Source organism: Bradyrhizobium sp. USDA 3650 (assembly GCF_054057395.1).
The window spans coordinates 4,284,799-4,303,967 of record NZ_JBSRZG010000001.1 but is presented as its reverse complement, the minus strand read 5'-3'; the positions used below and the strand labels follow the sequence as shown (position 1 = coordinate 4,303,967).

At 63.9% G+C, this 19,169-nt stretch carries 21 protein-coding genes and 1 tRNA gene; 10 read left to right on the top strand and 12 right to left on the bottom strand.

The annotated features are described in order from the left end of the window. Nucleotides 1-10 precede the first annotated feature (10 nt). Nucleotides 11-86: transfer RNA gene (locus tag ACVIN2_RS20045), tRNA-Ala, on the bottom strand. A gap of 188 nt (nt 87-274) precedes the next feature. Here ACVIN2_RS20045 and ACVIN2_RS20040 point away from each other — a divergent pair. From ACVIN2_RS20040 to ACVIN2_RS20030, 3 genes are read left to right on the top strand one after another with little or no spacing between them, the layout of a single operon-like run. Further along, nucleotides 275-565, top strand: a complete 291-nt coding sequence (locus ACVIN2_RS20040) for a YggT family protein (protein WP_007598721.1) — start codon at nt 275-277, stop codon at nt 563-565. A gap of 19 nt (nt 566-584) precedes the next feature. After that, nucleotides 585-929: a DUF167 domain-containing protein gene (locus tag ACVIN2_RS20035; RefSeq protein WP_456766860.1), complete on the top strand. Its 345-nt coding sequence runs from the start codon at nt 585-587 to the stop codon at nt 927-929. Nucleotides 930-939: 10 nt separating this feature from the next. Further along, entirely contained in the window at nt 940-1,824 is an 885-nt protein-coding gene (locus ACVIN2_RS20030) for a bifunctional methylenetetrahydrofolate dehydrogenase/methenyltetrahydrofolate cyclohydrolase (RefSeq protein ID WP_456766859.1), read from the top strand. Between the two features lie 169 nt (nt 1,825-1,993). Here the strand turns inward: ACVIN2_RS20030 and ppa are convergent, their stop codons facing one another. Beyond that, nucleotides 1,994-2,530, bottom strand: coding sequence for an inorganic diphosphatase (ppa, locus tag ACVIN2_RS20025; RefSeq protein ID WP_456766858.1), 537 nt, complete (start codon nt 2,528-2,530; stop codon nt 1,994-1,996). A 177-nt stretch (nt 2,531-2,707) separates the two neighbouring features. Continuing rightward, nucleotides 2,708-3,217 carry a GNAT family N-acetyltransferase gene (locus ACVIN2_RS20020; protein WP_007598725.1) on the bottom strand — a complete coding sequence of 170 codons (510 nt, stop codon included), beginning with the start codon at nt 3,215-3,217 and terminating at the stop codon, nt 2,708-2,710. Between the two features lie 263 nt (nt 3,218-3,480). Between ACVIN2_RS20020 and ACVIN2_RS20015 the strand changes: the two genes are divergently transcribed. The 4 genes from ACVIN2_RS20015 to ACVIN2_RS20000 are packed head-to-tail and all read left to right on the top strand — an operon-like array spanning nt 3,481 to nt 6,579. Continuing rightward, nucleotides 3,481-4,380: a dienelactone hydrolase family protein gene (locus ACVIN2_RS20015; protein WP_456766857.1), complete on the top strand. Its 900-nt coding sequence runs from the start codon at nt 3,481-3,483 to the stop codon at nt 4,378-4,380. Beyond that, the gene (locus ACVIN2_RS20010) at nt 4,377-4,844 is read left to right on the top strand and encodes a DUF2269 family protein (RefSeq protein ID WP_456766856.1); all 468 of its coding nucleotides are present in this window, start codon (nt 4,377-4,379) and stop codon (nt 4,842-4,844) included. Before ACVIN2_RS20015 ends, ACVIN2_RS20010 begins: the two co-directional genes overlap by 4 nt. Before the next feature lie 8 nt (nt 4,845-4,852). Further along, entirely contained in the window at nt 4,853-6,172 is a 1,320-nt protein-coding gene (locus ACVIN2_RS20005) for a DoxX-like family protein (RefSeq protein ID WP_456766855.1), read from the top strand. Then, a complete protein-coding gene (locus ACVIN2_RS20000; protein WP_456766854.1) occupies nt 6,172-6,579 on the top strand; it encodes a thiol-disulfide oxidoreductase DCC family protein in 408 nt (135 codons plus the stop codon). Before ACVIN2_RS20005 ends, ACVIN2_RS20000 begins: the two co-directional genes overlap by 1 nt. Before the next feature lie 91 nt (nt 6,580-6,670). Here ACVIN2_RS20000 and ACVIN2_RS19995 read toward each other — a convergent pair whose 3' ends face one another. The 6 genes from ACVIN2_RS19995 to ACVIN2_RS19970 form a co-directional block, all read right to left on the bottom strand. Next, nucleotides 6,671-7,915 carry a flavin monoamine oxidase family protein gene (locus ACVIN2_RS19995; protein ID WP_456769764.1) on the bottom strand — a complete coding sequence of 415 codons (1,245 nt, stop codon included), beginning with the start codon at nt 7,913-7,915 and terminating at the stop codon, nt 6,671-6,673. Nucleotides 7,916-8,040: 125 nt separating this feature from the next. Then, nucleotides 8,041-9,867, bottom strand: coding sequence for a translational GTPase TypA (gene typA, locus ACVIN2_RS19990; RefSeq protein WP_007598731.1), 1,827 nt, complete (start codon nt 9,865-9,867; stop codon nt 8,041-8,043). A gap of 256 nt (nt 9,868-10,123) precedes the next feature. Continuing rightward, nucleotides 10,124-10,393 carry a hypothetical protein gene (locus ACVIN2_RS19985; RefSeq protein WP_247357300.1) on the bottom strand — a complete coding sequence of 90 codons (270 nt, stop codon included), beginning with the start codon at nt 10,391-10,393 and terminating at the stop codon, nt 10,124-10,126. Further along, a complete protein-coding gene (locus ACVIN2_RS19980; protein WP_456766853.1) occupies nt 10,390-11,820 on the bottom strand; it encodes a radical SAM protein in 1,431 nt (476 codons plus the stop codon). The genes ACVIN2_RS19985 and ACVIN2_RS19980 overlap by 4 nt, the downstream gene beginning before the upstream one ends. Next, complete coding sequence (locus ACVIN2_RS19975; protein ID WP_456766852.1) at nt 11,801-12,517, bottom strand: prolipoprotein diacylglyceryl transferase family protein; 717 nt, start codon at nt 12,515-12,517, stop codon at nt 11,801-11,803. Before ACVIN2_RS19975 ends, ACVIN2_RS19980 begins: the two co-directional genes overlap by 20 nt. A 79-nt stretch (nt 12,518-12,596) precedes the next feature. Beyond that, a complete protein-coding gene (locus ACVIN2_RS19970; RefSeq protein ID WP_456766851.1) occupies nt 12,597-13,361 on the bottom strand; it encodes a Crp/Fnr family transcriptional regulator in 765 nt (254 codons plus the stop codon). Between the two features lie 154 nt (nt 13,362-13,515). Between ACVIN2_RS19970 and ACVIN2_RS19965 the strand changes: the two genes are divergently transcribed. Further along, entirely contained in the window at nt 13,516-13,917 is a 402-nt protein-coding gene (locus tag ACVIN2_RS19965) for a response regulator (protein ID WP_456766850.1), read from the top strand. Between the two features lie 10 nt (nt 13,918-13,927). Here the strand turns inward: ACVIN2_RS19965 and ACVIN2_RS19960 are convergent, their stop codons facing one another. Then, nucleotides 13,928-15,469 carry an alkaline phosphatase D family protein gene (locus tag ACVIN2_RS19960; protein WP_456766849.1) on the bottom strand — a complete coding sequence of 514 codons (1,542 nt, stop codon included), beginning with the start codon at nt 15,467-15,469 and terminating at the stop codon, nt 13,928-13,930. A 106-nt stretch (nt 15,470-15,575) separates the two neighbouring features. Further along, on the bottom strand, nt 15,576-17,021 hold the full coding sequence (locus tag ACVIN2_RS19955; protein ID WP_456766848.1) for a TAXI family TRAP transporter solute-binding subunit: 1,446 nt from the start codon (nt 17,019-17,021) through the stop codon (nt 15,576-15,578). Nucleotides 17,022-17,175: 154 nt separating this feature from the next. On the opposite strand from ACVIN2_RS19955, the gene ACVIN2_RS19950 reads away from it, so the two are divergent. Further along, complete coding sequence (locus ACVIN2_RS19950; RefSeq protein ID WP_456766847.1) at nt 17,176-17,478, top strand: 4a-hydroxytetrahydrobiopterin dehydratase; 303 nt, start codon at nt 17,176-17,178, stop codon at nt 17,476-17,478. Nucleotides 17,479-17,582: 104 nt separating this feature from the next. Further along, complete coding sequence (locus ACVIN2_RS19945) at nt 17,583-17,972, top strand: YkvA family protein (protein ID WP_456766846.1); 390 nt, start codon at nt 17,583-17,585, stop codon at nt 17,970-17,972. A gap of 159 nt (nt 17,973-18,131) precedes the next feature. Here ACVIN2_RS19945 and ACVIN2_RS19940 read toward each other — a convergent pair whose 3' ends face one another. After that, nucleotides 18,132-19,106 (bottom strand): NADPH:quinone oxidoreductase family protein, encoded by a 975-nt coding sequence (locus tag ACVIN2_RS19940; RefSeq protein WP_027566338.1) that lies wholly within the window; start codon nt 19,104-19,106, stop codon nt 18,132-18,134. Nucleotides 19,107-19,169 lie beyond the last annotated feature (63 nt).

Here is a 19,169-nt window from a genome sequence, read left to right as displayed (position 1 = left end):
GAGCGAAGGCTGGTGGAGCCAGGCGGGATCGAACCGCCGACCTCGTCATTGCGAACGACGCGCTCTCCCAGCTGAGCTATGGCCCCTTTTGTAGGCCGCTCTGGTCAATGCGGCCGACAACCGGGCGCCATTTAAGTCCCCGCCAAGGTCAAGTCAAGGACGGCTGTAACCCGGTTTTAGCCATCCCGGCACCGACTTCCCTTGTTTGGACCGGGGGGAACCGATATCTAGCAAAAGACGTCAATCCCGACCGAAGCCAGAGTCTTTAAAAGCCATGCGTGCCGTTCTCGACATCGTCATCATCGTGCTCGACCTCTACGTCTGGCTGCTGATCGCGTCCGCGATCCTGTCCTGGCTGATCGCCTTCAACGTCGTAAACACCCGCAACCAGTTCGTGTCGGCGGTGGCGGAGTTCCTGTACCGAATCACGGAGCCGGTCCTGGCGCCGATTCGCAATTTCCTGCCCAGCCTCGGCGGCCTCGACATCTCGCCGATCATCCTGATCCTGCTCATCATGTTCATCGAGCGGGTGATCCTGTATTACATCTACCCGAACGTGATCTAGCAGGCTGGAGCGTCCTGGATTGCCAAAGAACCTTGTCATCAAGGAACCTTGGCGTTACGGGTCCGCAGGAATCAGCATCGCGCTGCGGGTAACGCCGCGCGGCGGCCGCGACGACATCGACGGGATCGAGCAGCTAGCCGATGGCCGTAGCGTGCTCAAGGTGCGTGTGCGCGCCATTGCCGATGGCGGCGAGGCCAACAAGGCAGTTCTGGTGCTGCTGGCGAAATCGCTGGGCGTGCCCAAGGCCAGCGTCAAACTCCTGTCGGGAGCGACCTCGCGGCTGAAGCAGATCGCGGTCGACGGCGATCCGGCGCGGCTTGGCGAAGCCCTGCGCCAGCTCGCATCAGCCAAATCGACTGATTGAGGGAACTGACATGACCGCCAGGATCATCGACGGAAAAGTCATCGCTGCGGAACTTCGCGCCCGGGTCGCGGACGAGGTCGCACGCGTCAAACGCGAGCACAATCTGGTACCGGGCCTTGCGGTGGCCTTGGTCGGCAGCGACCCCGCGAGCGAGGTCTATGTCCGCTCGAAACACACCCAGACCCAGGCCGCCGGCATGGCCTCGTTCGAGCACAAACTGCCGGCCGACGTCTCGCAGGCAGATCTCCTGGCGCTGGTCGCAAAACTCAACCGCGATCCCGCCGTGCACGGTATTCTGGTGCAATTGCCGCTGCCCAAGGGCCTCAATACCGAGGCCGTCGTCAATGCCATCGATCCCGCCAAGGATGTCGATGGGCTGCATCCGAACAATGCCGGCCGCCTCGCCGGCGGTTTCGAGGCGCTGTCGCCCTGCACGCCGCTCGGCTGCATCATTTTGACCAAGAGCGTGCATGCTTCGCTCGAAGGCATGAACGCCATCGTCATCGGCCGCTCCAACCTCGTCGGCCGCCCGCTGGTGCAGCTGTTGCTGAACGAGAACGCCACGGTGACCATCGCGCATTCCCGCTCGCGCGACCTGCCCGGGCTCGTGAAGCGCGCAGACCTCGTCTACGCCGCGGTCGGAAAGTCCGAGATGGTGCGCGGCGACTGGCTGAAGCCGGGGGCGACCGTGATCGACGTCGGCATCAACCGGATCCCGAAGGACGACGGAAAGACGCGTCTCGTCGGCGATGTTGCCTATCAGGAAGCGCTCACCGTAGCCGGCGCCATCACGCCGGTGCCGGGCGGCGTCGGTCAGATGACAGTCGCCTGCCTGCTGGTGAACACGTTGCGCGCGGCCTGCGCGATTGCAGGGCTGCCGAAACCGGCGGTGTAGGTTTTCTTCACCTCGCCCGCTTGCGGGGAGAGGTCGATCGCGAAGCGATCGGGTGAGGGGGCTCTCCGCGAGTCCGACTGTTGCCGTTTATGCGGCAGCAGCCCCTCACCCCAACCCTCTCCCCGTAAGAACGGGGCGAGGGAGCGCACCATCGCTCGACGCGGTAGCTTTACGCCTTCTTCTTCTTCTCGCGATCTATGCCTTCGAGGATCAGCTTGTGCGCATCCTCGGGGCCGCCCCAGCGCAGGATCTTCACCCACTTGCCGGGTTCGAGATCCTTGTAGTGCTCGAAGAAGTGCTGGATCTGCTGGAGCGTGATGTCCGGCAGGTCGGAATACGACTTCACCTTGTCGTAGCGCTGGGTGAGCTTGGACGAAGGCACCGCCAGAATCTTCTCGTCACCGCCGGCTTCGTCTTCCATGAACAGCACGCCGACCGGGCGCACGCTCATGACGGCGCCGGGGATGATGGCGCGGGTGTTGATGATGAGGACGTCGCAGGGATCGCCGTCATCGGACAGCGTGTGCGGGATGAAGCCGTAGTTTCCGGGGTAACGCATCGGAGTGTAGAGGAAGCGGTCGACCACCAGCGTGCCGGCTTCCTTGTCCATCTCGTATTTGATCGGTTCGCCGCCCACGGGGACTTCGATGATGACGTTGATGTCGTTGGGTACGTTCTTCCCGATCGAGATCGCATCGATACGCATTCAAGGCTCCGTTGTTGCCGAGGTTAAATCGCACCCGGCAGCGATTTTGGCGCTGTCATACGCGGGCTTGGCCCGCCGATCCATCGCGTTTTTGTGAAATAATGAATCCGGCGATCACCGGCTCAAAAGGCAGCGGTATCGACGGAAGGGATATGCTGCCGGCCGGACTTCAGCAGCTCAATTGGTCCAAGCGAAGGCAACCTTGTCGAGCGATTTCGGCCCGAAACGCTCCGAGGAGCGCGCCACCATGCGGCCGCCCAGGGCGCGGTAGAACTCGGTGGCCGGATCGTTGTCCGAGAGCGCCCACACCACCATGCTTTTCAGGCCGCTCTGCATCAGGTCGCGGCGGGCCGCAGTGAACAGACGGCGGCCAAAGCCCAAACCCTGGAATTCGGGACGCAGATAGAGCTCGTAGACCTCGCCGTCGAAATGCAGGCTGCGGGCGCGGTTGCGGCCGTAATTGGCGTAGCCCGCGATCTTGTCGCCGAACACCAGCACGCTGACGCGGCTGCCCTTGCGGATCGCGCTGTCCCACCATTGCGGACCGCGGCGGTTGATCAGCTTTTCCAGTTCGGCGCCGGGAATGATGCCCTGATAGGCGGAGCGCCAGGCTTCGTCATGGGTGGACGCCACCGCAGTTGCATCTGCGGCTTTGGCCGGCCGGACCTCGATCAGGGTTGTGCTCATGGACGTGATCAAACCAAGTCGCCGCGCCGGCGGCAAGACCTATCCTTAATTATCGGTTAACCTGTGGACTTTCTGCATCAGTATTTGAACCATGTTGTACCGAAAAAAGACAAGACGCCGATTCGAATGGCATCGGGGTGCTCTGCGTCGGTGCAAAACTGCTTTGCGGCAACGAATGAACGGCAATGGCAACGCAGAAAGTCTGCCGATATTGATTCGTTCCTACTAGTGTGACCGTCGCAGTTTCTCGCCTCCGGCCATTCATGCGGCTTCTCAACATTCTCGTGCTTCCGGCTCTGCTGGCCTTGCTGACTGCGCCGCCCGTGTGCGCTCAGGTCATTTTTGGTTCGTCCGGAGCGGAGGGCGATCCGTTTCGCCGGCAGCAATGGCGCGTGCCGTCGCCGGATACCGACATCGCCGCTCATGCCCTGCTGTTTCGCCCGCCGGGTGCCGGCCCGTTCCGGCTTGCGGTGATCGCGCATGCCTCGACGCAAAATGGCTTGCGGCGCGCGCAAACGCCACAGCCGGAATACCGCGCACTCGCTGCGTTCCTCGTCGCGCGCGGCTTCGCCGTGCTGGTGCCGCAACGGCTCGGCCATGGCGTAACAGGCGGCCGCTATGTCGAGGACCAGGGTGGCTGCGACGAGGCGAACTACGTGCGCTCGGGCCGCGCAACGGCCGACGAAATCGCGCTCGCGCTGGACGATGTGCGAAAGCAGGATTTTATCCGCAAGGACGCCGCAATCGTGATCGGACATTCCGCCGGCGGTTGGGGCGCGCTGGCGCTCGCGAATGCCGATCCGAAGGCGATCTCCGCCATCATCGCCATTGCGCCGGGCCGCGGCGGCCATGCCAATGACGAGCCGAACCGGATCTGCGCGCCGCATACGCTTCTCGCGGCGGCGGCTGAGTTCGGCAAGGCCGCGCGCATCCCCGTCACGTGGCTCGTTGCCGCCAATGACAGCTACTTTGCACCGGCATTTTCGCTTGCGTTGGTCGATGCGTTTCGCGGCGGGGGTGGCAGGGTCGACTTCCGCACGACACCGGCCGTCGGTAGCGAGGGCCACTGGATGATCGAAACCGAGGCCGGCGTCAAAGCCGCGAGCGGCGAACTCGCGCGTGGGCTGAACCTGCCCAAGCCTGTGGTGACCAAGAGGCCATGACGCTGTATTTCCTCATCAAATACCTGCATGTGCTCGGCGCTATCGTCATCCTCGGCACCGGAACCGGTATCGCCTTCTTCATGCTGATGGCGCATCGCACTGATAACGCGGAGTTCATCGCGCGCACCGCTTCGGTGGTGGTGGTCGCGGATGCGATCTTCACGTTGTCCGCCGTGATCCTCCAGCCGGTCACGGGCGGCCTGCTGATGATGCTCTCGGCAACGTCGGCCGCCGAGCGCTGGCTGCTCGCATCGCTTGCGCTCTACGCAATTGCTGGCTTGTTCTGGATCCCCGTGATCTTCATGCAGATCGAGATGCGCGATCTCGCGCGGAAGGCCGCCGAGCAGCGTGGCGCGCTTCCGGAGCGCTATTTCGTCCTGTTTCGCCGCTGGTTCGCATTCGGTTTCCCCGGCTTCGGCGCCACGATGCTGATTCTCTGGCTGATGATCGCAAAACCGTTTTGAGGGAGGTCATGAGCCAGCGAACCATTCTCGTGCTCGGTGCCTCAGGCCTGATCGGCCGCTACGTCACCGACGATCTTCGCGCGCAGGGATTTCGCGTGATCGGGGTGGCGCGCAGCCTGTCGCCCGCCCAGAAGATGAGCGCGCTGGACGTCGAGCTGCCGATCCTCTCGCTCGACGTAGCCGCGCTGGCGCACCTCTTCGGCGAGCACGCGGTCGATGTCGTCGTGAACTGCCTCGGCGTGCTCCAGGACGGACCCGGCAGCGACACCAACGCGGTGCATCGGGATCTCGTTGTACGATTGCTTCAGGCGATTGGCGGCAGCGACCGTGCGATCCGGTTGGTGCACATGTCGATTCCCGGGACCGCGGGCAAGGATCGAACCGCGTTTGCAACGACAAAGCGCGAGGCCGAACGTTTGATCGCGGCTTCCGGCATTCCCCACGCCATCCTGCGGCCTGGCTTCGTGGTCGCGCCGTCGGCCTATGGCGGCAGCGCGATGCTCCGCGCGCTTGCGGCCTCCCCGCTCGACCTGCCGGAGAAGGAGATGACGACGCCATTCCAGCCCGTTGCTGTCGAGGATATTTCCGCCACCATTGCCTGGCTTGCCGCGCGCGATATCGACGACGCATCGGTGAAGGCCGTGAACTGGGACCTGATGCAGGTCGAACCGATCACAATGGCTGGCGTCATCGAGCAGTTTCGTATCGCATTCGGCACGGCCGGCTGGCTGCGCGTCGCGATGCCGTCCTTACTGCTCGATCTCGGCGCGAAAGGCGGCGACGTCGCCAACTATCTTGGCTGGATGCCGCCGATGCGCTCCACGGCCATCGCCGAGCTGCGCCGCGGCGTGAGCGGTGATCCCTCGGCGTGGATCGCCGCCACAGGTATCGCGCCGAAATCACTGGCTCAGACCGTCGGGCGCCACCCCGCCACGATCCAGGACAAATGGTTCGCGCGGCTGTTCCTGGTCAAGGCGCTGATCTTCGCCAGCCTGGTTGCGTTCTGGTCCGTCTCAGGCTTCATCGCGTTGTTCGTGTCCTATCGTGCCGCGGCCGGCATCCTGAGTGCGCACAATTTTCCCTCGGCGCTGGTCGATCCCATCACAATCGGCACCAGCCTGATGGACATGAGCATTGGGGTGCTGATCGCCTTCCGCCGCACCGCCGCGATCGGACTCGTTGCGGGCATCATGGCTTCGCTCGGCTATATGTTTGGTGCCGCGATCCTGACGCCGGATCTCTGGATCGAGCCGCTCGGTGCACTGGTGAAGACGGGACCGGCGATCGTGCTGATGTTTGTCGCGCTTTTGATGTTGGACAATCGCTGATGCCCAAATGGCCTGACGATGACGTCATCCTGTTCGACGGGGTCTGCATTTTTTGCTCGGGCTGGGTCCGCTTCGTCGCCGCGCGCGACACGGGGAAGAGGTTTCGCTTCACTCCGATCCAGTCCAACTATGGCGCCCAGTTCGCGCGCGCGTTCGGCATCGATCCGGATGATCCCGACACCAATGCCGTGGTTCATGGCGGCGCGGCGTTCATGAAATCCGACGCTGCGCTGACGGTGCTGTCGCAGCTCCCTGGTTGGAGCTGGGTGCGCGCGTTGTTCGCCGTGCCCAAAGCGTTGCGCGACCCGGTGTACGGCCTCATTGCGCGCAACCGCTACCGCATTTTTGGCAAGTACGATGCGTGCTTCGTGCCTGATGCCGATTTGCGAGCACGGGTGATCGAGTAATCCGTCATTGCGAGCGCAGCGAAGCAATCCAGGCTGCCGCGGCGGAAGGATTCTGGATTGCTTCGCTGCGCTCGCAATGACGAGCGTGCGGTTACGGTTTGCCCAGAACTCCCAGCACTTCCCTCGCCGTCCGCTCCCCTGAGTCCCTCGCGCCATGCGCCGTGGAGAAAAAGTTCGGCGACGTCGCCTCTCCCGCAAAGAACAGCCGCCCATCGACCGGTGCCGCCAGCACGGCGCGATCACCGGCGTGGCCCGGCAGCGCGTGCGAATAGGAGCCTCTCGCGAAAGGGTCATGCGCCCAGCGCGACTCGCAGAGCGGCTTCAGCTTTCGCCTGATGTCGTTGCCGAGCAAGCCTGCGATCTCGTCGATGCTTTGCGCGGCAAGAGCGCCTTCGCCGGCGTCCTCCAGCTCGCGCGCAAAGCTGCCGCCGAAAAAGCCTTCGATGCAGGGCTGGCCGAACGGGCGGATATGATAGGTGCCCATGTCGGTGCGCATGGTGGCGCCGCGCAAATTCCCTTCTTTGGGGAAGGCTTCGGCACCGTCGAGCGCCAGCGTCACCTTGTCGTCGACCCCGAGCGGCAGGCCGGCTGCGGCATCGACCTTGGCGGGGAGAGGTGGCGAGAACCGGATCGCCTCATTGGCGATGAGGTTGGTCGGCACGGTGACGATCACCTTGTCCGCGATCAGCGTACCCTGCGATGTCTCGATGCGGATGCGCTTGTTCGAATGATCGATCAGCGTGACGCTGCAGTTCAGCGCCACCGGGCAGGGCGCGCCATAGGCCGCGATCAGAGCGCCGTAGCCGCGGCGAACGCGCCAGTTGAGGTCACTGTCCTCATAGGCGTCCCAGTCCAGCGTCGACATGTCCTTCAGTTCGCAACCGTTGATGTAGGTCGAGATCGCGTCGATCATGGCGTTCCAGCGATTGCCGGGCTCCAGGCTCAAGCTCGCGGGGACATCCTGGCCCTTCTGGGCGGTCTTCCACAGCCGCTGATAGAAGGCGTCCATCGCGTGCATGAAATCGTCGCGCTCGGCTTTCGGAAACGCGTTGCCATAGGCGCGCTCGCGCCAGGGCGGCAGGTCCTTGTTGACCTCGAAACCGAGCTGTTTCGCAATCGCGACAAAGGAGTTGTTGTCCGCCGAATGCAGCCAGCCGCAGCCGACGTCGAAGGTGACTTCGGGCGAGGCCTGCACCGTCCAGGCCCGCCCCCCGAGCCGGTCGCGCGCCTCGAGCACGATCACGGAGAGGCCGGATCCTGCCAGCGCATGCGCCGCGCCGAGGCCGGCGGCGCCCGCACCGATGATCGCGACGTCGACGGAGGAGGGCAGGGACATAGCGGTCAATTTCATCGTCATGCCCGGGCTTGTCCCGGGCATCCACGTCATTGACACCAGTATCGAAGACGTCAATGGCCGGGACAAGCCCGGCCATGACGCATTCGTCGTGTGTCCGAGTGGCCTTAAGCCACCGCTTCCTTGGACTTTTCCGCGCGCTTGCGCTCGTTCGGGTCGAGGTGCCGCTTGCGCAGGCGGATCGACTTCGGCGTGATCTCGACCAGCTCGTCGTCCTCGATATAGGCCAGCGCCTTTTCCAGGGTCATGCGGATCGGCGGGGTCAGGCGCACCGCTTCGTCCTTCGACGTGGTTCGGATGTTGGTGAGCTGCTTGCCCTTGAGCACGTTGATCTCGAGGTCGTTGTCGCGGGTATGCTCGCCGACGATCATGCCCTTGTAGACCTTCCAGCCCGGCTCGATCATCATCGGGCCGCGATCTTCCAGCTTGAACATGGCGTAAGCCACCGCTTCGCCTTGGTCGTTGGAGATCAGCACGCCGTTGCGGCGGCCCTGGATCTCGCCCTTGTACGGCGCGTAGCCGTGGAACAGACGGTTCATGATCGCGGTGCCACGCGTGTCGGTGAGCAGCTCGCCCTGGTAGCCGATCAGGCCGCGTGTCGGCGCGTAGAACACCAGGCGCAAACGGTTGCCGCCGGACGGCTTCATCTCGATCAGCTCGGATTTGCGCTCGCTCATCTTCTGCACGACGACGCCGGAATGCTCCTCGTCGACGTCGATGACGACTTCCTCGATCGGCTCCAGGGTTGCGCCGGTGGCCTCGTCCTTCTGCAGCACGACGCGCGGACGCGACACCGAAAGCTCGAAGCCTTCGCGGCGCATGGTCTCGATCAGGATCGCGAGCTGCAATTCGCCGCGGCCCGAGACTTCCATCGCGTCCTTGTCCGAGGCTTCGACCACGCGCAGCGCGACGTTTCCTTCGGACTCGCGCAACAGGCGGTCGCGGATCATGCGGCTGGTCACCTTGTCGCCTTCGGTGCCGGCGAGCGGCGAGTTGTTGACGATGAAGGACATCGACACGGTCGGCGGGTCGATCGGCTGCGCCACCAGCGGGGTGTCGACCGACGGATCGCAGAAGGTGTCGGCGACGGTGCCCTTGGTCAGGCCGGCGATCGCGACGATGTCGCCTGCCTCGGCTTCGTCAAGCGGGGTGCGCTCGATGCCGCGGAAGGCGAGGATCTTGGTGATGCGGCCGGTCTCGATGGTCTTGCCGTCGGCGCCCAGCACCTTCACGGCCTGGTTCGGCTTGATCGAACCGGAAGAGATACGGCCGGTGATGATGCGGCCGAGATAGGGGTTGGCTTCGAGAATGGTGCCGATCATGCGGAACGGGCCCTCCTCGACGGTCGGCGGCGCGACATGGCGCACGATCAGGTCGAACAGCGGCTGCATGCCGGCTTCGTGCGACCCGTCCGGGCTCTCGGCCATCCAGCCCTGCTTGGCCGAGCCGTAGAGGATCGGGAAGTCGAGCTGCTCCTCGCTGGCATCGAGCGCCGCGAACAGGTCGAACACCTCGTTGATGACTTCGGTCGCCCGCGCGTCGGGACGGTCAACCTTGTTGATCACGACGATCGGCTTCAAACCGACCTTGAGCGCCTTGGAGACCACGAATTTGGTCTGCGGCAGCGGGCCTTCGGCGGCGTCGACCAGCACCAGCGCGCCGTCCACCATGTTGAGGATGCGCTCGACCTCACCGCCGAAATCGGCGTGGCCGGGGGTGTCGACGATGTTGATGCGAGTGTCCTTCCACTGCACCGAGGCCGCTTTGGCCAGAATGGTGATGCCGCGCTCGCGCTCCAGATCGTTGGAGTCCATGGCGCGCTCCGTCACCTTCTGGTTCTCGCGATAGGTGCCGGATTGCTGGAGGAGGCGGTCGACCAGGGTCGTCTTGCCGTGGTCGACGTGGGCGATGATGGCGATGTTGCGAAGGTTCATGAGTGGGCTTCTTTGCGGTCGGACAATGGGTTAAGCGCGATCTCGCCGGTCAGACCGGGACCTCTTCTCGAAACAACGCTTGAAGACTGGAAACGGGGCGCTTTCCGCCCAAAAGGGAAAGCCCGGCATATCGACCGGGCACCCTACGCGTTGCGGCGCAATATAGGCAAAAACGGCCAAAAAACAATGTGTTCTTTGGCCGTTGGTTGACTGAATTTTGTCCGGGGATTCCCGGGGGTTAGGCGAAAAGCCCGGCTCAGCCGCGCCGGCCCTTGATGGCGGCCCAGATCAGGGCGACCCCGCCCAGCCCCACGACCAGGCCCAGGAACACCAGGGGCGCGACGTCGGAATCGATCCGGCCTCTGTCGGATATCGATATTCCGCCGAACAGGAGTGCACAGGCGCCGGGCAGCAGAAGGATGATCCCGAAGATCGCCATGAGCGCGGTCAAGCAGCCGCTGCGCTTGTTCGGCGGAGCAGGAGGCGGTCCCGGCGGGGCTGGCGGCGGCGTGTCGCTGATGCTCATGCCTGCAGGGCTCCTTCGGTTGACTGCGCCGCCAGTTCGGCACGGATGCCGTCGATCTTTCCGTTCCGGTAGAACAGATTGTAGGTGTCGAACGGGATGATCGCGCCGTTCTCCGTGACGAAATGGATGCAGCTGCGCTTGACGTTGCCGACGCAGAAATTGAAGCGGTCGAGAAACTGCACGATGGTGACGCGGAATACGTTCTCGTACGTGATTCCCTGCGGCACCTCGAAGCTCGGCAGGCAGCACAGCAATTCGCAGACGCGCTCGCTGGTGTTCAGCGGTCCCGAGGACAGCGAAAACAGATCGATGAATTTCTCCCTCAGCGCCGGATGCTTCTCCGGGCTTATCGTATTGGGCAACAATGCGACGAGCTGCTCCTGTGGGATCAGCGAGGTCAGCGGCAGCACTTTCTCGCCGTTGCGCAGGCCGTAACCGATCGAGATGCTTTCGGGGTTGCAGGGCAGCGGGATCATGTCCTTGTCGCCGAACACGCCGGTTTCGACCACGCGCTTGCGGATCTCCGACAGCATGATGCGGTCGGTGTTCTTGTCGAAATTCTCGTTGCGGCCGGCATCCTGCACCGGCTGCAGCGTGACGCCGCGCACGCATTTCCAGGTCAGAGCGTGGCGAACGATGTCGCCGATCTCGGCATCGTTGACGCCGCGCTTGATGGTCGCGACCAGCGTGGTCGACACGCCGTAATGCTCGAGATTTTCCAGCGCCTGCTGGCGAATCTTGCGCAAATCCGCGCCGCGCAGATTGATCAACGCGTCGCGTTCGAGCGAGTCGAACTGGAGATAGACCTCGAGCCCGCGCTTGTTCTCGGCGAGCCGCGCCACGAAATCCTTTTCGCGGGCGATACGCAGGCCGTTTGTGTTGATCATGACATGGCGGATCGGGCGGGCGCGCACCGCATCGAGGATCGCGAAGAAGTCCGGATGCAGCGTCGGCTCGCCGCCGGAGATCTGCACCAGGTCAGGCTCGCCCTCGCTCGCGACCAGCGCGTCCAGCATTCGCTCGATCTTGGCCAGCGGCGTGAAGCTGGTCCGCGCCGGCGAGGAATCGGCAAAGCACACCGGGCAGGTCAGATTGCAATGCTCGGTGATCTCGATCAGCGCCAGGCAGGAATGTTGCTCGTGGTCGGGGCACAGGCCGCAATCGTAGGGGCAGCCGAATTCGGTGTGCCGTTGAAAGGCCAGCGGCCGGTCGCCGGGCTTGATGAAATCCTTGCACAGGCGCCAATAGGCTGCGTCCGTCGACACAAGCGTGGATTGGACGCCATGCTCCTTGCAGCGCTTCTCGTACCAGACCTCGTTGTCGAGGATCTGGATCTTGGCGGGCACCAGCTTCAGGCAGGTCTCGCAGAGAGATTGGGTCTGGCCCCAGAAAATATAGGGGCGTGACTTACGCAACGGCGCGTTCATGCATGGGTCTCGCTTTGGGCGCCGTCGCCAGCATGACGACGGCGTAGAGCAGGATGGACAGCGACAGCAGGTGAAACAGCGTGAAGGGGCCGATCAGCGTGCCGTAGGGCTTGAGGAATTCCCACAGGAAGCGCTGTGCGCCATAGTAGACGAGGACGAGGTAGAAACCATTGGTGATCACAAACGCGCTCCGGTTCAAGACCGCCAGCACGTAGAGCAGCGCGAAGACGCCCATCGCGGCGCTTTCGTAGAGCTGCACGGGATGCCGAAGGATGCCGTCGCCGAAATCATGGCCCCAGAGCCATGCCGTCGGCGTGCCGTAGGTGAAATCGTCGAGGCCCGCGAAATAGCAGCCGAGCCGGCCGATCGCGATGCCGATCGCCAGCGGCAGCGCAAAACGGGCGCCGGTTCGTACCGCGATCCCTGCGGACCATTTGTAGAGCTCGATCGCCGCGATGCCGCCGGCAAGTGCACCTTCCACGGAGCGCGCGATGCCGCTCTGGCCCGACAGCCACAGATTGGCGGAGCCGAACAGATAGGCGCCGAGGCCCGCACCGAACACCAAAGCGGCGAGGTAGGACCGCTCGAATGATTGCGCCGGAAACCGCAATCCCTGTCGCGACAGCCAGTAGAGGGCGACTGCCGCCACCAGCCACGCTGCGATGTCGAAGAGAGTGTGAAGGAAAGCCCCGCTCATGCGGGGACATTAGCCCAGGTTCCCGCCCGGCGGGATAGTGCGGCCGCTTCTTATCCCCGAAGAGGAGCGAGGCAGGCGGCTAGCCGGCTTGCCGCTCTTCGGTCGGATAGACGCCGCGCAGCACCTCCTCGAAGTGCAACTTCACGGCCTCGTTGCACAGGCAGGCGCGCAGGCGCAGGCCCTCGCGGTTGCGGACCAGGATCGATCCGCGCCGCGTGTCGAGCACGCCTTCCGCCTTGAACGACTGGAGCACGCGGCTGGCATAGCTGCGGCCGACGCCGAGCAGCGTCGCGAGCTGTTCGTGCGTCAGCGGCACGCTGCTCTCGTCGCCGGTCCGCTCCATCGCCGCCAGCATCCATTTGGCGGTGCGCTGCTCGATCGAGTGAATGGCGTTGCAGGCGGTGGACTGGAAGATCTGCGCCAGCATGCAGTCGGCGTAACGAGCGAAGACATGGCGCAACGAGGACGAGCGCTGCTTGGCAGCCTCCAGCTTGCCGACGTGAATTCGCGCAAACGGCCCGCCGAATTTCACGCAGATCCGGGTATAGGCCGGCAGATAACCCTCGCTGACGATGCCGCCCACCGCGCCTTCGCGGCCGACCAGGATGGTCTCGACATCGCGGCCGTCCTCATTTGGAACGAGGAAGGTTGCAAGCGATGGTCCGCAGGGAAAGTGGACCACCTGGACGTCGTCGCCGGGGTTGTAGAGCAATTCATTCGCCGCGGCGCTTTCGAGCATGACATGTGGCGCAAGCAGGGCGAAGTCGGCCGCGCTCAAGCGCCGCAGCAGATTGTTGGTCGGCCGGCTGTCGATCTCGGTGGCGTTGCTGGTCCGTGCGTCCATCTCAAACTCCCATCCGCCTCCACATTAGCGAGTTCCGACGAGGTCCTGTGTGCACAAGTAGACAGACCTGACAACTGTGATGTGGTGGTTTCGTTCCGGGAACCCTCCGCGCCGGGTGCAGGCGTCGTGACCGGTATCCCAGTCAGAGAACCCCATGCTGCAAGTTACGATGATGGCACCCGCTGTTTCCGATGGTTCAAACTGTCCCGCCGATGTCCTCATCGTCGAGGACGATCCGATCATCGCGATCGACTTCGAGGATCGCCTGCTCGGATTTGGCGTGAAGAGCGTCCGCACCGTAGGTTCAGTGGCGCAGGCGCTGGCCGTCATCGCGGCGCGCGCCCCCGAATTCGCCTTGCTCGACGTCGGCTTGAGTCGCGAGAACAGCTTTGCGGTCGCCGAACGGCTCGCGGTCCTGAAAATTCCGTTCGTCTTCGTCACCGGCTACGGCGCTGACGCGCGCATCCCGCCGGAATTCGCCGGCCAGCCGCGACTGCAGAAGCCGTGTTCGAGCGACGCGCTGGAGGCGGCGCTCCAGCTACGCGCGGCGGACTAGCGATACGGCGTCAGGCCTGTTTCGGATCGAGCGTGGTTGACCACAGCGCGACGTCGGCGCGGTCGCGCAAGGTCACCGTCATCTGGCCGGAAGCGCCGTCGATCTTGACGTGACCGAAAAACTGCATGCCGGCGGACGGCGGCAGGTTCTGGTTGTCTTTCCCCGGCGCCTTGACGAAACGCACCTCCGGCCCAAACGTATTGTCGAGCGCGTTCGGACCGAATGTGCCGGCGTGAAGCGGGCCCGACACGAACTCCCAGAACGGCTCGAAATCCTGGAATTGGGCCTTGTTCGGATCATAATAGTGCGCGGCGGCGTAATGCACGTCCGCCGTCAGCCACACGGTGTTGCTGATCGGCGCCATGTTGATGAAACGCAGGATATCGGCGATCTCGAACTCGCGGCCGCGCACCGGGCCGTCGCCCTGCGCAATGGCTTCCGATCCACCCTTTGCCGTATCTGACACGACGAGGCTGAGCGGCATGTCGGAGGCGATCACCTTCCAGGTCGCGCGCGAATTCAACAGGCCGCGCTTGAGCCAGGCGATCTGGTCCGGGCCGAGGAAATAGCTGGCCGGGCCGTAAGCGGTTTCGAGGTTGGGGCCGTTCGGGCCGCGATAGCTGCGCTCGTCGAGCACGAACACGTCGAGATGGGGACCATAGGAGATCTGGCGATAGACGCGGCCGGGCTCGACGATGCTTTCGCGCATCGGATACATCTCGTGGAAGGCACGGCCTGCGCGGGCCGCAAGCAGCGCGATGTCGCGCTCCTTGTAGGTCGCCGGCAGCTCCTTCGAAAGCGACCAGTTGTTGGTCACCTCATGGTCGTCCCACTGCACGAAGATCGGCACTTCGGCATTGAAGGCGCGAAGATTGTCGTCAGTGAAATTGTATTTGTGCGCGGCGCGGTACTCGTCCAGCGTCTCGGCGACCTTGGCCTTCTCGGGGATCGTGACGTTCTTCCAAATCTTGCCGTCCGCGAGCTTCACCTCGGGCTGGATAGGGCCGTCGGCATAGATGGTGTCGCCGGAGTGCAGGAAGAAATCCGGACGGTGCTTGCGCATCGCCGAGAAGGTGAACATGCCGCCGTCATCGGGATTGATGCCCCAGCCTTGTCCTGCGACATCGCCGCCCCAAACGAAGCTGACGTCGCGGCGGTCGGCGGGCGCGGTGCGGAAGCGGCCGGTTACCGGCTCGCCCGCCACCGCGGTGTGCGAAAGATCGCGGAAGCGGACGCGATAAAAGATGTCCTGTCCGCTAGGCAGGTTTTCGATCAGCATCTTCGCGGTGAAGTCGCTCTCGGGCAGCGCCGCGATTGGCGGCAGCGCACGGGCATCCCTGAACGACTCCGTCGTCGCCACCTCGACCAGCATCTGCGCGGGCCGGTCGGTGCGCGCCCAGACCACGCCGCCGTCGACGGTGACGTCGCCCGACTGCACGCCGTGGGTCACCGCCGGCCGGTCGGCCGCGCGGGAGAGATGGGGCATTGCGACCGCGCCGAGCGCGCCGGCACTGGTCGTGAGGAAACGGCGGCGGGAGAATTTGATGTTCATGAAGGCGGTCTCGATATCGCGTGAAGCGATCGCCCTGGGCGGCCGCCACGGTGAAGCTTGACGCTATATTGAGACAATGTGACGCAGCGATTACGCGCGCAAGCGCTTACGCGTTGCCGGCGGCCCGGAATTGGGCACCGGCGCGCTGCAGGTTCTGCGGCAGGCTGAACAGCACCGCCTTGCGGTCGGCAACCGCCGCATGGAACTGGTCGAGCGCGATGTTGAAGGCGGTCAGCGCACCTTCCTCGATCGCGCCGTGGTCGTAGCAGCGCAGCGTGTCGCGCAGGATCTCGTCGGCCTCGGTCTGCATCTGGTCGAGATCTTCGGTCGTTTCGCTCTTTCGAGCGGCGGTAATCATGTCGAGCAGCCGCTCGCGCAGATGGCTGTTGTTGTCGCGTTCGTCCTTCTTCAAATAGCCTGCAAACCAGGCGCCGATCGACCCCATGGCGGAGAGCGCCATCAGGGTCCACCAGATGTAATCGCTGTATTTGTCGAGGAAGGTCTTTTCTTCGCCGTCGACGAAAGCGGCGGCGCCAGGATGCACGGGAATTACCGCATCCTTGTCGGTGTCGGGCGTTTCAATCTTCGCCGCCAGCGGGAATTCCGTCACCAATTGCTGGCGCACGGCGAACAGCTGGCGCGTGAACGCCGCGATGGTGGTTTCGGACACAGCCTTGCGCGCCACGATGTGGTGCGAGAAGCTGATGGTCTTGACCTCGTCATCGGGACGATCCGGCGAGCCGCCGTAAGTGCCCGCGGGAATCTCGGCCGCTTCATAGACCGGATGATTTTGCGCGATCGCATCGGCGGAATCGATCGCAAGGAAAGTCGGCGTGCCGAACTCCTTGGCGGAAGTGGCGATCGCGTCCGCAGTGATCTTGCTGTTGACGGGACCGGCCGCGAGATAGGCATCGACCTTCTGGGACTTGATCGCCTCGGCAACTTCATTGGCCGGGAATTGCACGATCTCGACCTTGGCGGGATCGACACCGTATTGCTGCAGGATCACCTTGAGCAAATTGACGTTGGCCTGGGTGCGGCCAACCACGCCGACCCGATGTCCGGCGAGCTGCGCGATCTTGGTGATCTTCGCGCCCTTCTTCTTGCCTTTGACGGGTATGGACCACAACACCACGACATTCTTGCGCAGGGTCGCAACGGCTTGCGCGTTTTTCGGCACGTCGAGATCGCCGCGCACGATGGCGAGGTCGGCCTTGCCTTCCGCGAGCAGATTGGCGCTGGCGGTGGCGCCGTCGGTCTGGATCGGCCGCAACCGCACGGAGCTCTTGTGCTGCGCGAAGGCCTGGGTCAGTGCCTGCACGACCTTGACGTCATCGCTGTTGGCGGGGCCGACCGCGATCTTCAGCGTCACCGGCCGCATGGCAAAATAGTAGCCGCCGGCGAGCGCGCCAACGATCGCGAGCACCAGTGCGAGAGTCACGAGCGCCGTCTTCCGCGCCGATGATCGCGGCGAGGGCGGGGTGGGCGCTTCGGCCAGGTCCAATCCCCCGGTCATCGATCTCCCGAACAGTCGCTTGAGGCTCAGTTTCATCTTGGCCGGCGATTTACGCCCGCAAGTGTAGCAAATTTCTTGTCCGGCAGGGTTACATCTCCGTCATGGTTAGCGGATGGGGTCTAATCCCGTATGAACCCGGGGCGTCAGTGCGGTGTTAGGGTAAAGTTCCCCTGAAAGGACGGAGGCGACGATGGCAGAACGGCTCTCGGCGGAGGCGCGCAGGCAGGCGCTGGGCGGACTGTCTGGCTGGACCGAGGTTCAAGGACGCGACGCGATCGGGAAAACCTTTGTCTTCAAGGATTTCAACGAGGCGTTCGGCTTCATGACCCGCGCGGCGCTGGTCGCTGAGAAGATGGACCACCACCCCGAATGGCGCAATGTCTACAAGACGGTGGAGGTGGTGCTGTCGACCCATGACGCCGGCGGCGTCACCGCGCTCGACATCGAGCTCGCCAGGGCGATGAACGCCATCGCCAAGCTGACACCAGGCTGACGCCTTGCGGGGACCGGCCGAGTCCCCATCTTGGGATCAGCACGGGATGCGGCGATCTGCCACCCCCGATGCCGCCCTTGGCTGGAACGGGGAGTTTGTCGAACATGGCTGCCGAACACAGCGTCGGTTTCGAGCCGGCCGACCGGCTCGCGGAAGATCGTGAGAGCGTTCGGCGCCGCTTCTGGCGCAAGCTGAAGCGTGTCGCCGCGCATCTGCCGTTCGCCGAAGACCTGCTCGCCGCCTATTACTGCGCCTTCGACCGGCAGACGCCGCGCCATGTCCAGGCCTCGCTGCTCGGGGCGATCGCCTATTTCATCCTGCCGTTCGACTTCGTTCCCGACGTGATGCCGATCATCGGCTTCACCGATGACGCCGCCGTGCTCGCCACTGCGATCCGCATGGTCGCCAGCCACATCACGAACGAGCATCGCGAAGCCGCCCGCGCCGCGCTGAAGCGCGGGGTGGATGAGGGTGAGGCGGAAGCCGCGCAGTAGCTGTCGCTGCATCCTCCGCTGTCATTCCCCGCGAAGGCGGGGAATCCAGTACATCGATTCAACAACACTCGTGACGGAGTACTGGGTCGCCCGGTCAAGCCGGGCGACGACAGCTGAATGTGTGGTGACGATGTCGCGACACTCTACGCGCCGACACCCTCACGGACGCAAAATCACCTTGCCCATGGCCTGACGTCCCGCCAGCACCTTCAGCGCATCCGCCGTCTGCGCCAGCGGGAAGACGCGGTCGACATGCGAGGAGATCTTTCCTTCCGCTGTCCACTTCACGAGCTTCTCGAGATTGGCGCGGTTCTTTTCCGGGTTGAGACGGGTCCAGGCGCCCCAGAACACGCCGCGGATATCGCAGCCCTTCAGCAGCGCGAGATTCAGCGGCATCTTCGGAATGTCGCCGGCGGCAAAGCCGATCACGAGGAAGCGGCCTTCCCAGGCAATCGAGCGCAGTGCCTGCTCGGCATAGGTGCCGCCCACGGGATCGAAGATGATGTCGACGCCCTTGCCGCCGGTGAGCTTTCGCAAGCCTTCCTTCAAATCTTCCTTGCCGTAATTGAGCGTGAGTTCTGCGCCGTGCGCCTTCGCGAATTCGAGCTTCTCGTCCGACGAGGCGCAGGCGATCACCTTCAGGCCCATCAGCTTGCCGAGCTCGCACGCGGCAAGTCCGGTGCCGCCGGCGGCGCCGAGCACCGCGAGCGTCTCGCCCGGCTTCGGGCTCGCGCGATCTTCCAGCGCATGCAGCGCGGTGCCGTAGATGATGATGATGCCGGCCGCGCGGTCATAATCGAGATTGTCGGGGATCTTCACGATCGATGCCGCCGGCAGCGCGATCTTTTCGCGCGCGCCATTGTGGCCGCAGGAGGCGACGACGCGATCGCCGACCTTCAGATCGGTCACGCCGGGGCCGATGCTCTCGATCACTCCAGCCACTTCGGCGGCCGGCGAGAACGGAAACGGCGGCTTGATCTGGTACTTGCCCTGGATCATCAGGATGTCGAAAAAATTCAACGCCGCAGCCTTGATCGCGATCACGGCTTCGCCGGGACCCGCCACCGGATCCGGCACGTCGGCCAGAACGAGATCGTCGGGCTGGCAATATTGCGAGCAGAGGATGGCTTTCATGGCGGCACCTTCTTGAGAGCACTTGGCGTTTCGAGGCAGAATTATAGTTGGGCTGGTTCTGCC

Excerpts from the sequence above, each read along its gene's own strand:
- ACVIN2_RS20040 (WP_007598721.1), top strand. The coding sequence starts at position 275 with ATGCGTGCCGTTCTCGACATCGTCATCATCGTGCTCGACCTCTACGTC.
- ACVIN2_RS20030 (WP_456766859.1), top strand. The coding sequence starts at position 940 with ATGACCGCCAGGATCATCGACGGAAAAGTCATCGCTGCGGAACTTCGC.
- ppa (WP_456766858.1), bottom strand. The coding sequence starts at position 2,530 with ATGCGTATCGATGCGATCTCGATCGGGAAGAACGTACCCAACGACATC.
- ACVIN2_RS20020 (WP_007598725.1), bottom strand. The coding sequence starts at position 3,217 with ATGAGCACAACCCTGATCGAGGTCCGGCCGGCCAAAGCCGCAGATGCA.
- ACVIN2_RS20015 (WP_456766857.1), top strand. The coding sequence starts at position 3,481 with ATGCGGCTTCTCAACATTCTCGTGCTTCCGGCTCTGCTGGCCTTGCTG.
- ACVIN2_RS20010 (WP_456766856.1), top strand. The coding sequence starts at position 4,377 with ATGACGCTGTATTTCCTCATCAAATACCTGCATGTGCTCGGCGCTATC.
- ACVIN2_RS20005 (WP_456766855.1), top strand. The coding sequence starts at position 4,853 with ATGAGCCAGCGAACCATTCTCGTGCTCGGTGCCTCAGGCCTGATCGGC.
- ACVIN2_RS20000 (WP_456766854.1), top strand. The coding sequence starts at position 6,172 with ATGCCCAAATGGCCTGACGATGACGTCATCCTGTTCGACGGGGTCTGC.
- ACVIN2_RS19995 (WP_456769764.1), bottom strand. The coding sequence starts at position 7,915 with ATGTCCCTGCCCTCCTCCGTCGACGTCGCGATCATCGGTGCGGGCGCC.
- typA (WP_007598731.1), bottom strand. The coding sequence starts at position 9,867 with ATGAACCTTCGCAACATCGCCATCATCGCCCACGTCGACCACGGCAAG.
- ACVIN2_RS19985 (WP_247357300.1), bottom strand. The coding sequence starts at position 10,393 with ATGAGCATCAGCGACACGCCGCCGCCAGCCCCGCCGGGACCGCCTCCT.
- ACVIN2_RS19980 (WP_456766853.1), bottom strand. The coding sequence starts at position 11,820 with ATGAACGCGCCGTTGCGTAAGTCACGCCCCTATATTTTCTGGGGCCAG.
- ACVIN2_RS19975 (WP_456766852.1), bottom strand. The coding sequence starts at position 12,517 with ATGAGCGGGGCTTTCCTTCACACTCTCTTCGACATCGCAGCGTGGCTG.
- ACVIN2_RS19970 (WP_456766851.1), bottom strand. The coding sequence starts at position 13,361 with ATGGACGCACGGACCAGCAACGCCACCGAGATCGACAGCCGGCCGACC.
- ACVIN2_RS19965 (WP_456766850.1), top strand. The coding sequence starts at position 13,516 with ATGCTGCAAGTTACGATGATGGCACCCGCTGTTTCCGATGGTTCAAAC.
- ACVIN2_RS19960 (WP_456766849.1), bottom strand. The coding sequence starts at position 15,469 with ATGAACATCAAATTCTCCCGCCGCCGTTTCCTCACGACCAGTGCCGGC.
- ACVIN2_RS19955 (WP_456766848.1), bottom strand. The coding sequence starts at position 17,021 with ATGAAACTGAGCCTCAAGCGACTGTTCGGGAGATCGATGACCGGGGGA.
- ACVIN2_RS19950 (WP_456766847.1), top strand. The coding sequence starts at position 17,176 with ATGGCAGAACGGCTCTCGGCGGAGGCGCGCAGGCAGGCGCTGGGCGGA.
- ACVIN2_RS19945 (WP_456766846.1), top strand. The coding sequence starts at position 17,583 with ATGGCTGCCGAACACAGCGTCGGTTTCGAGCCGGCCGACCGGCTCGCG.
- ACVIN2_RS19940 (WP_027566338.1), bottom strand. The coding sequence starts at position 19,106 with ATGAAAGCCATCCTCTGCTCGCAATATTGCCAGCCCGACGATCTCGTT.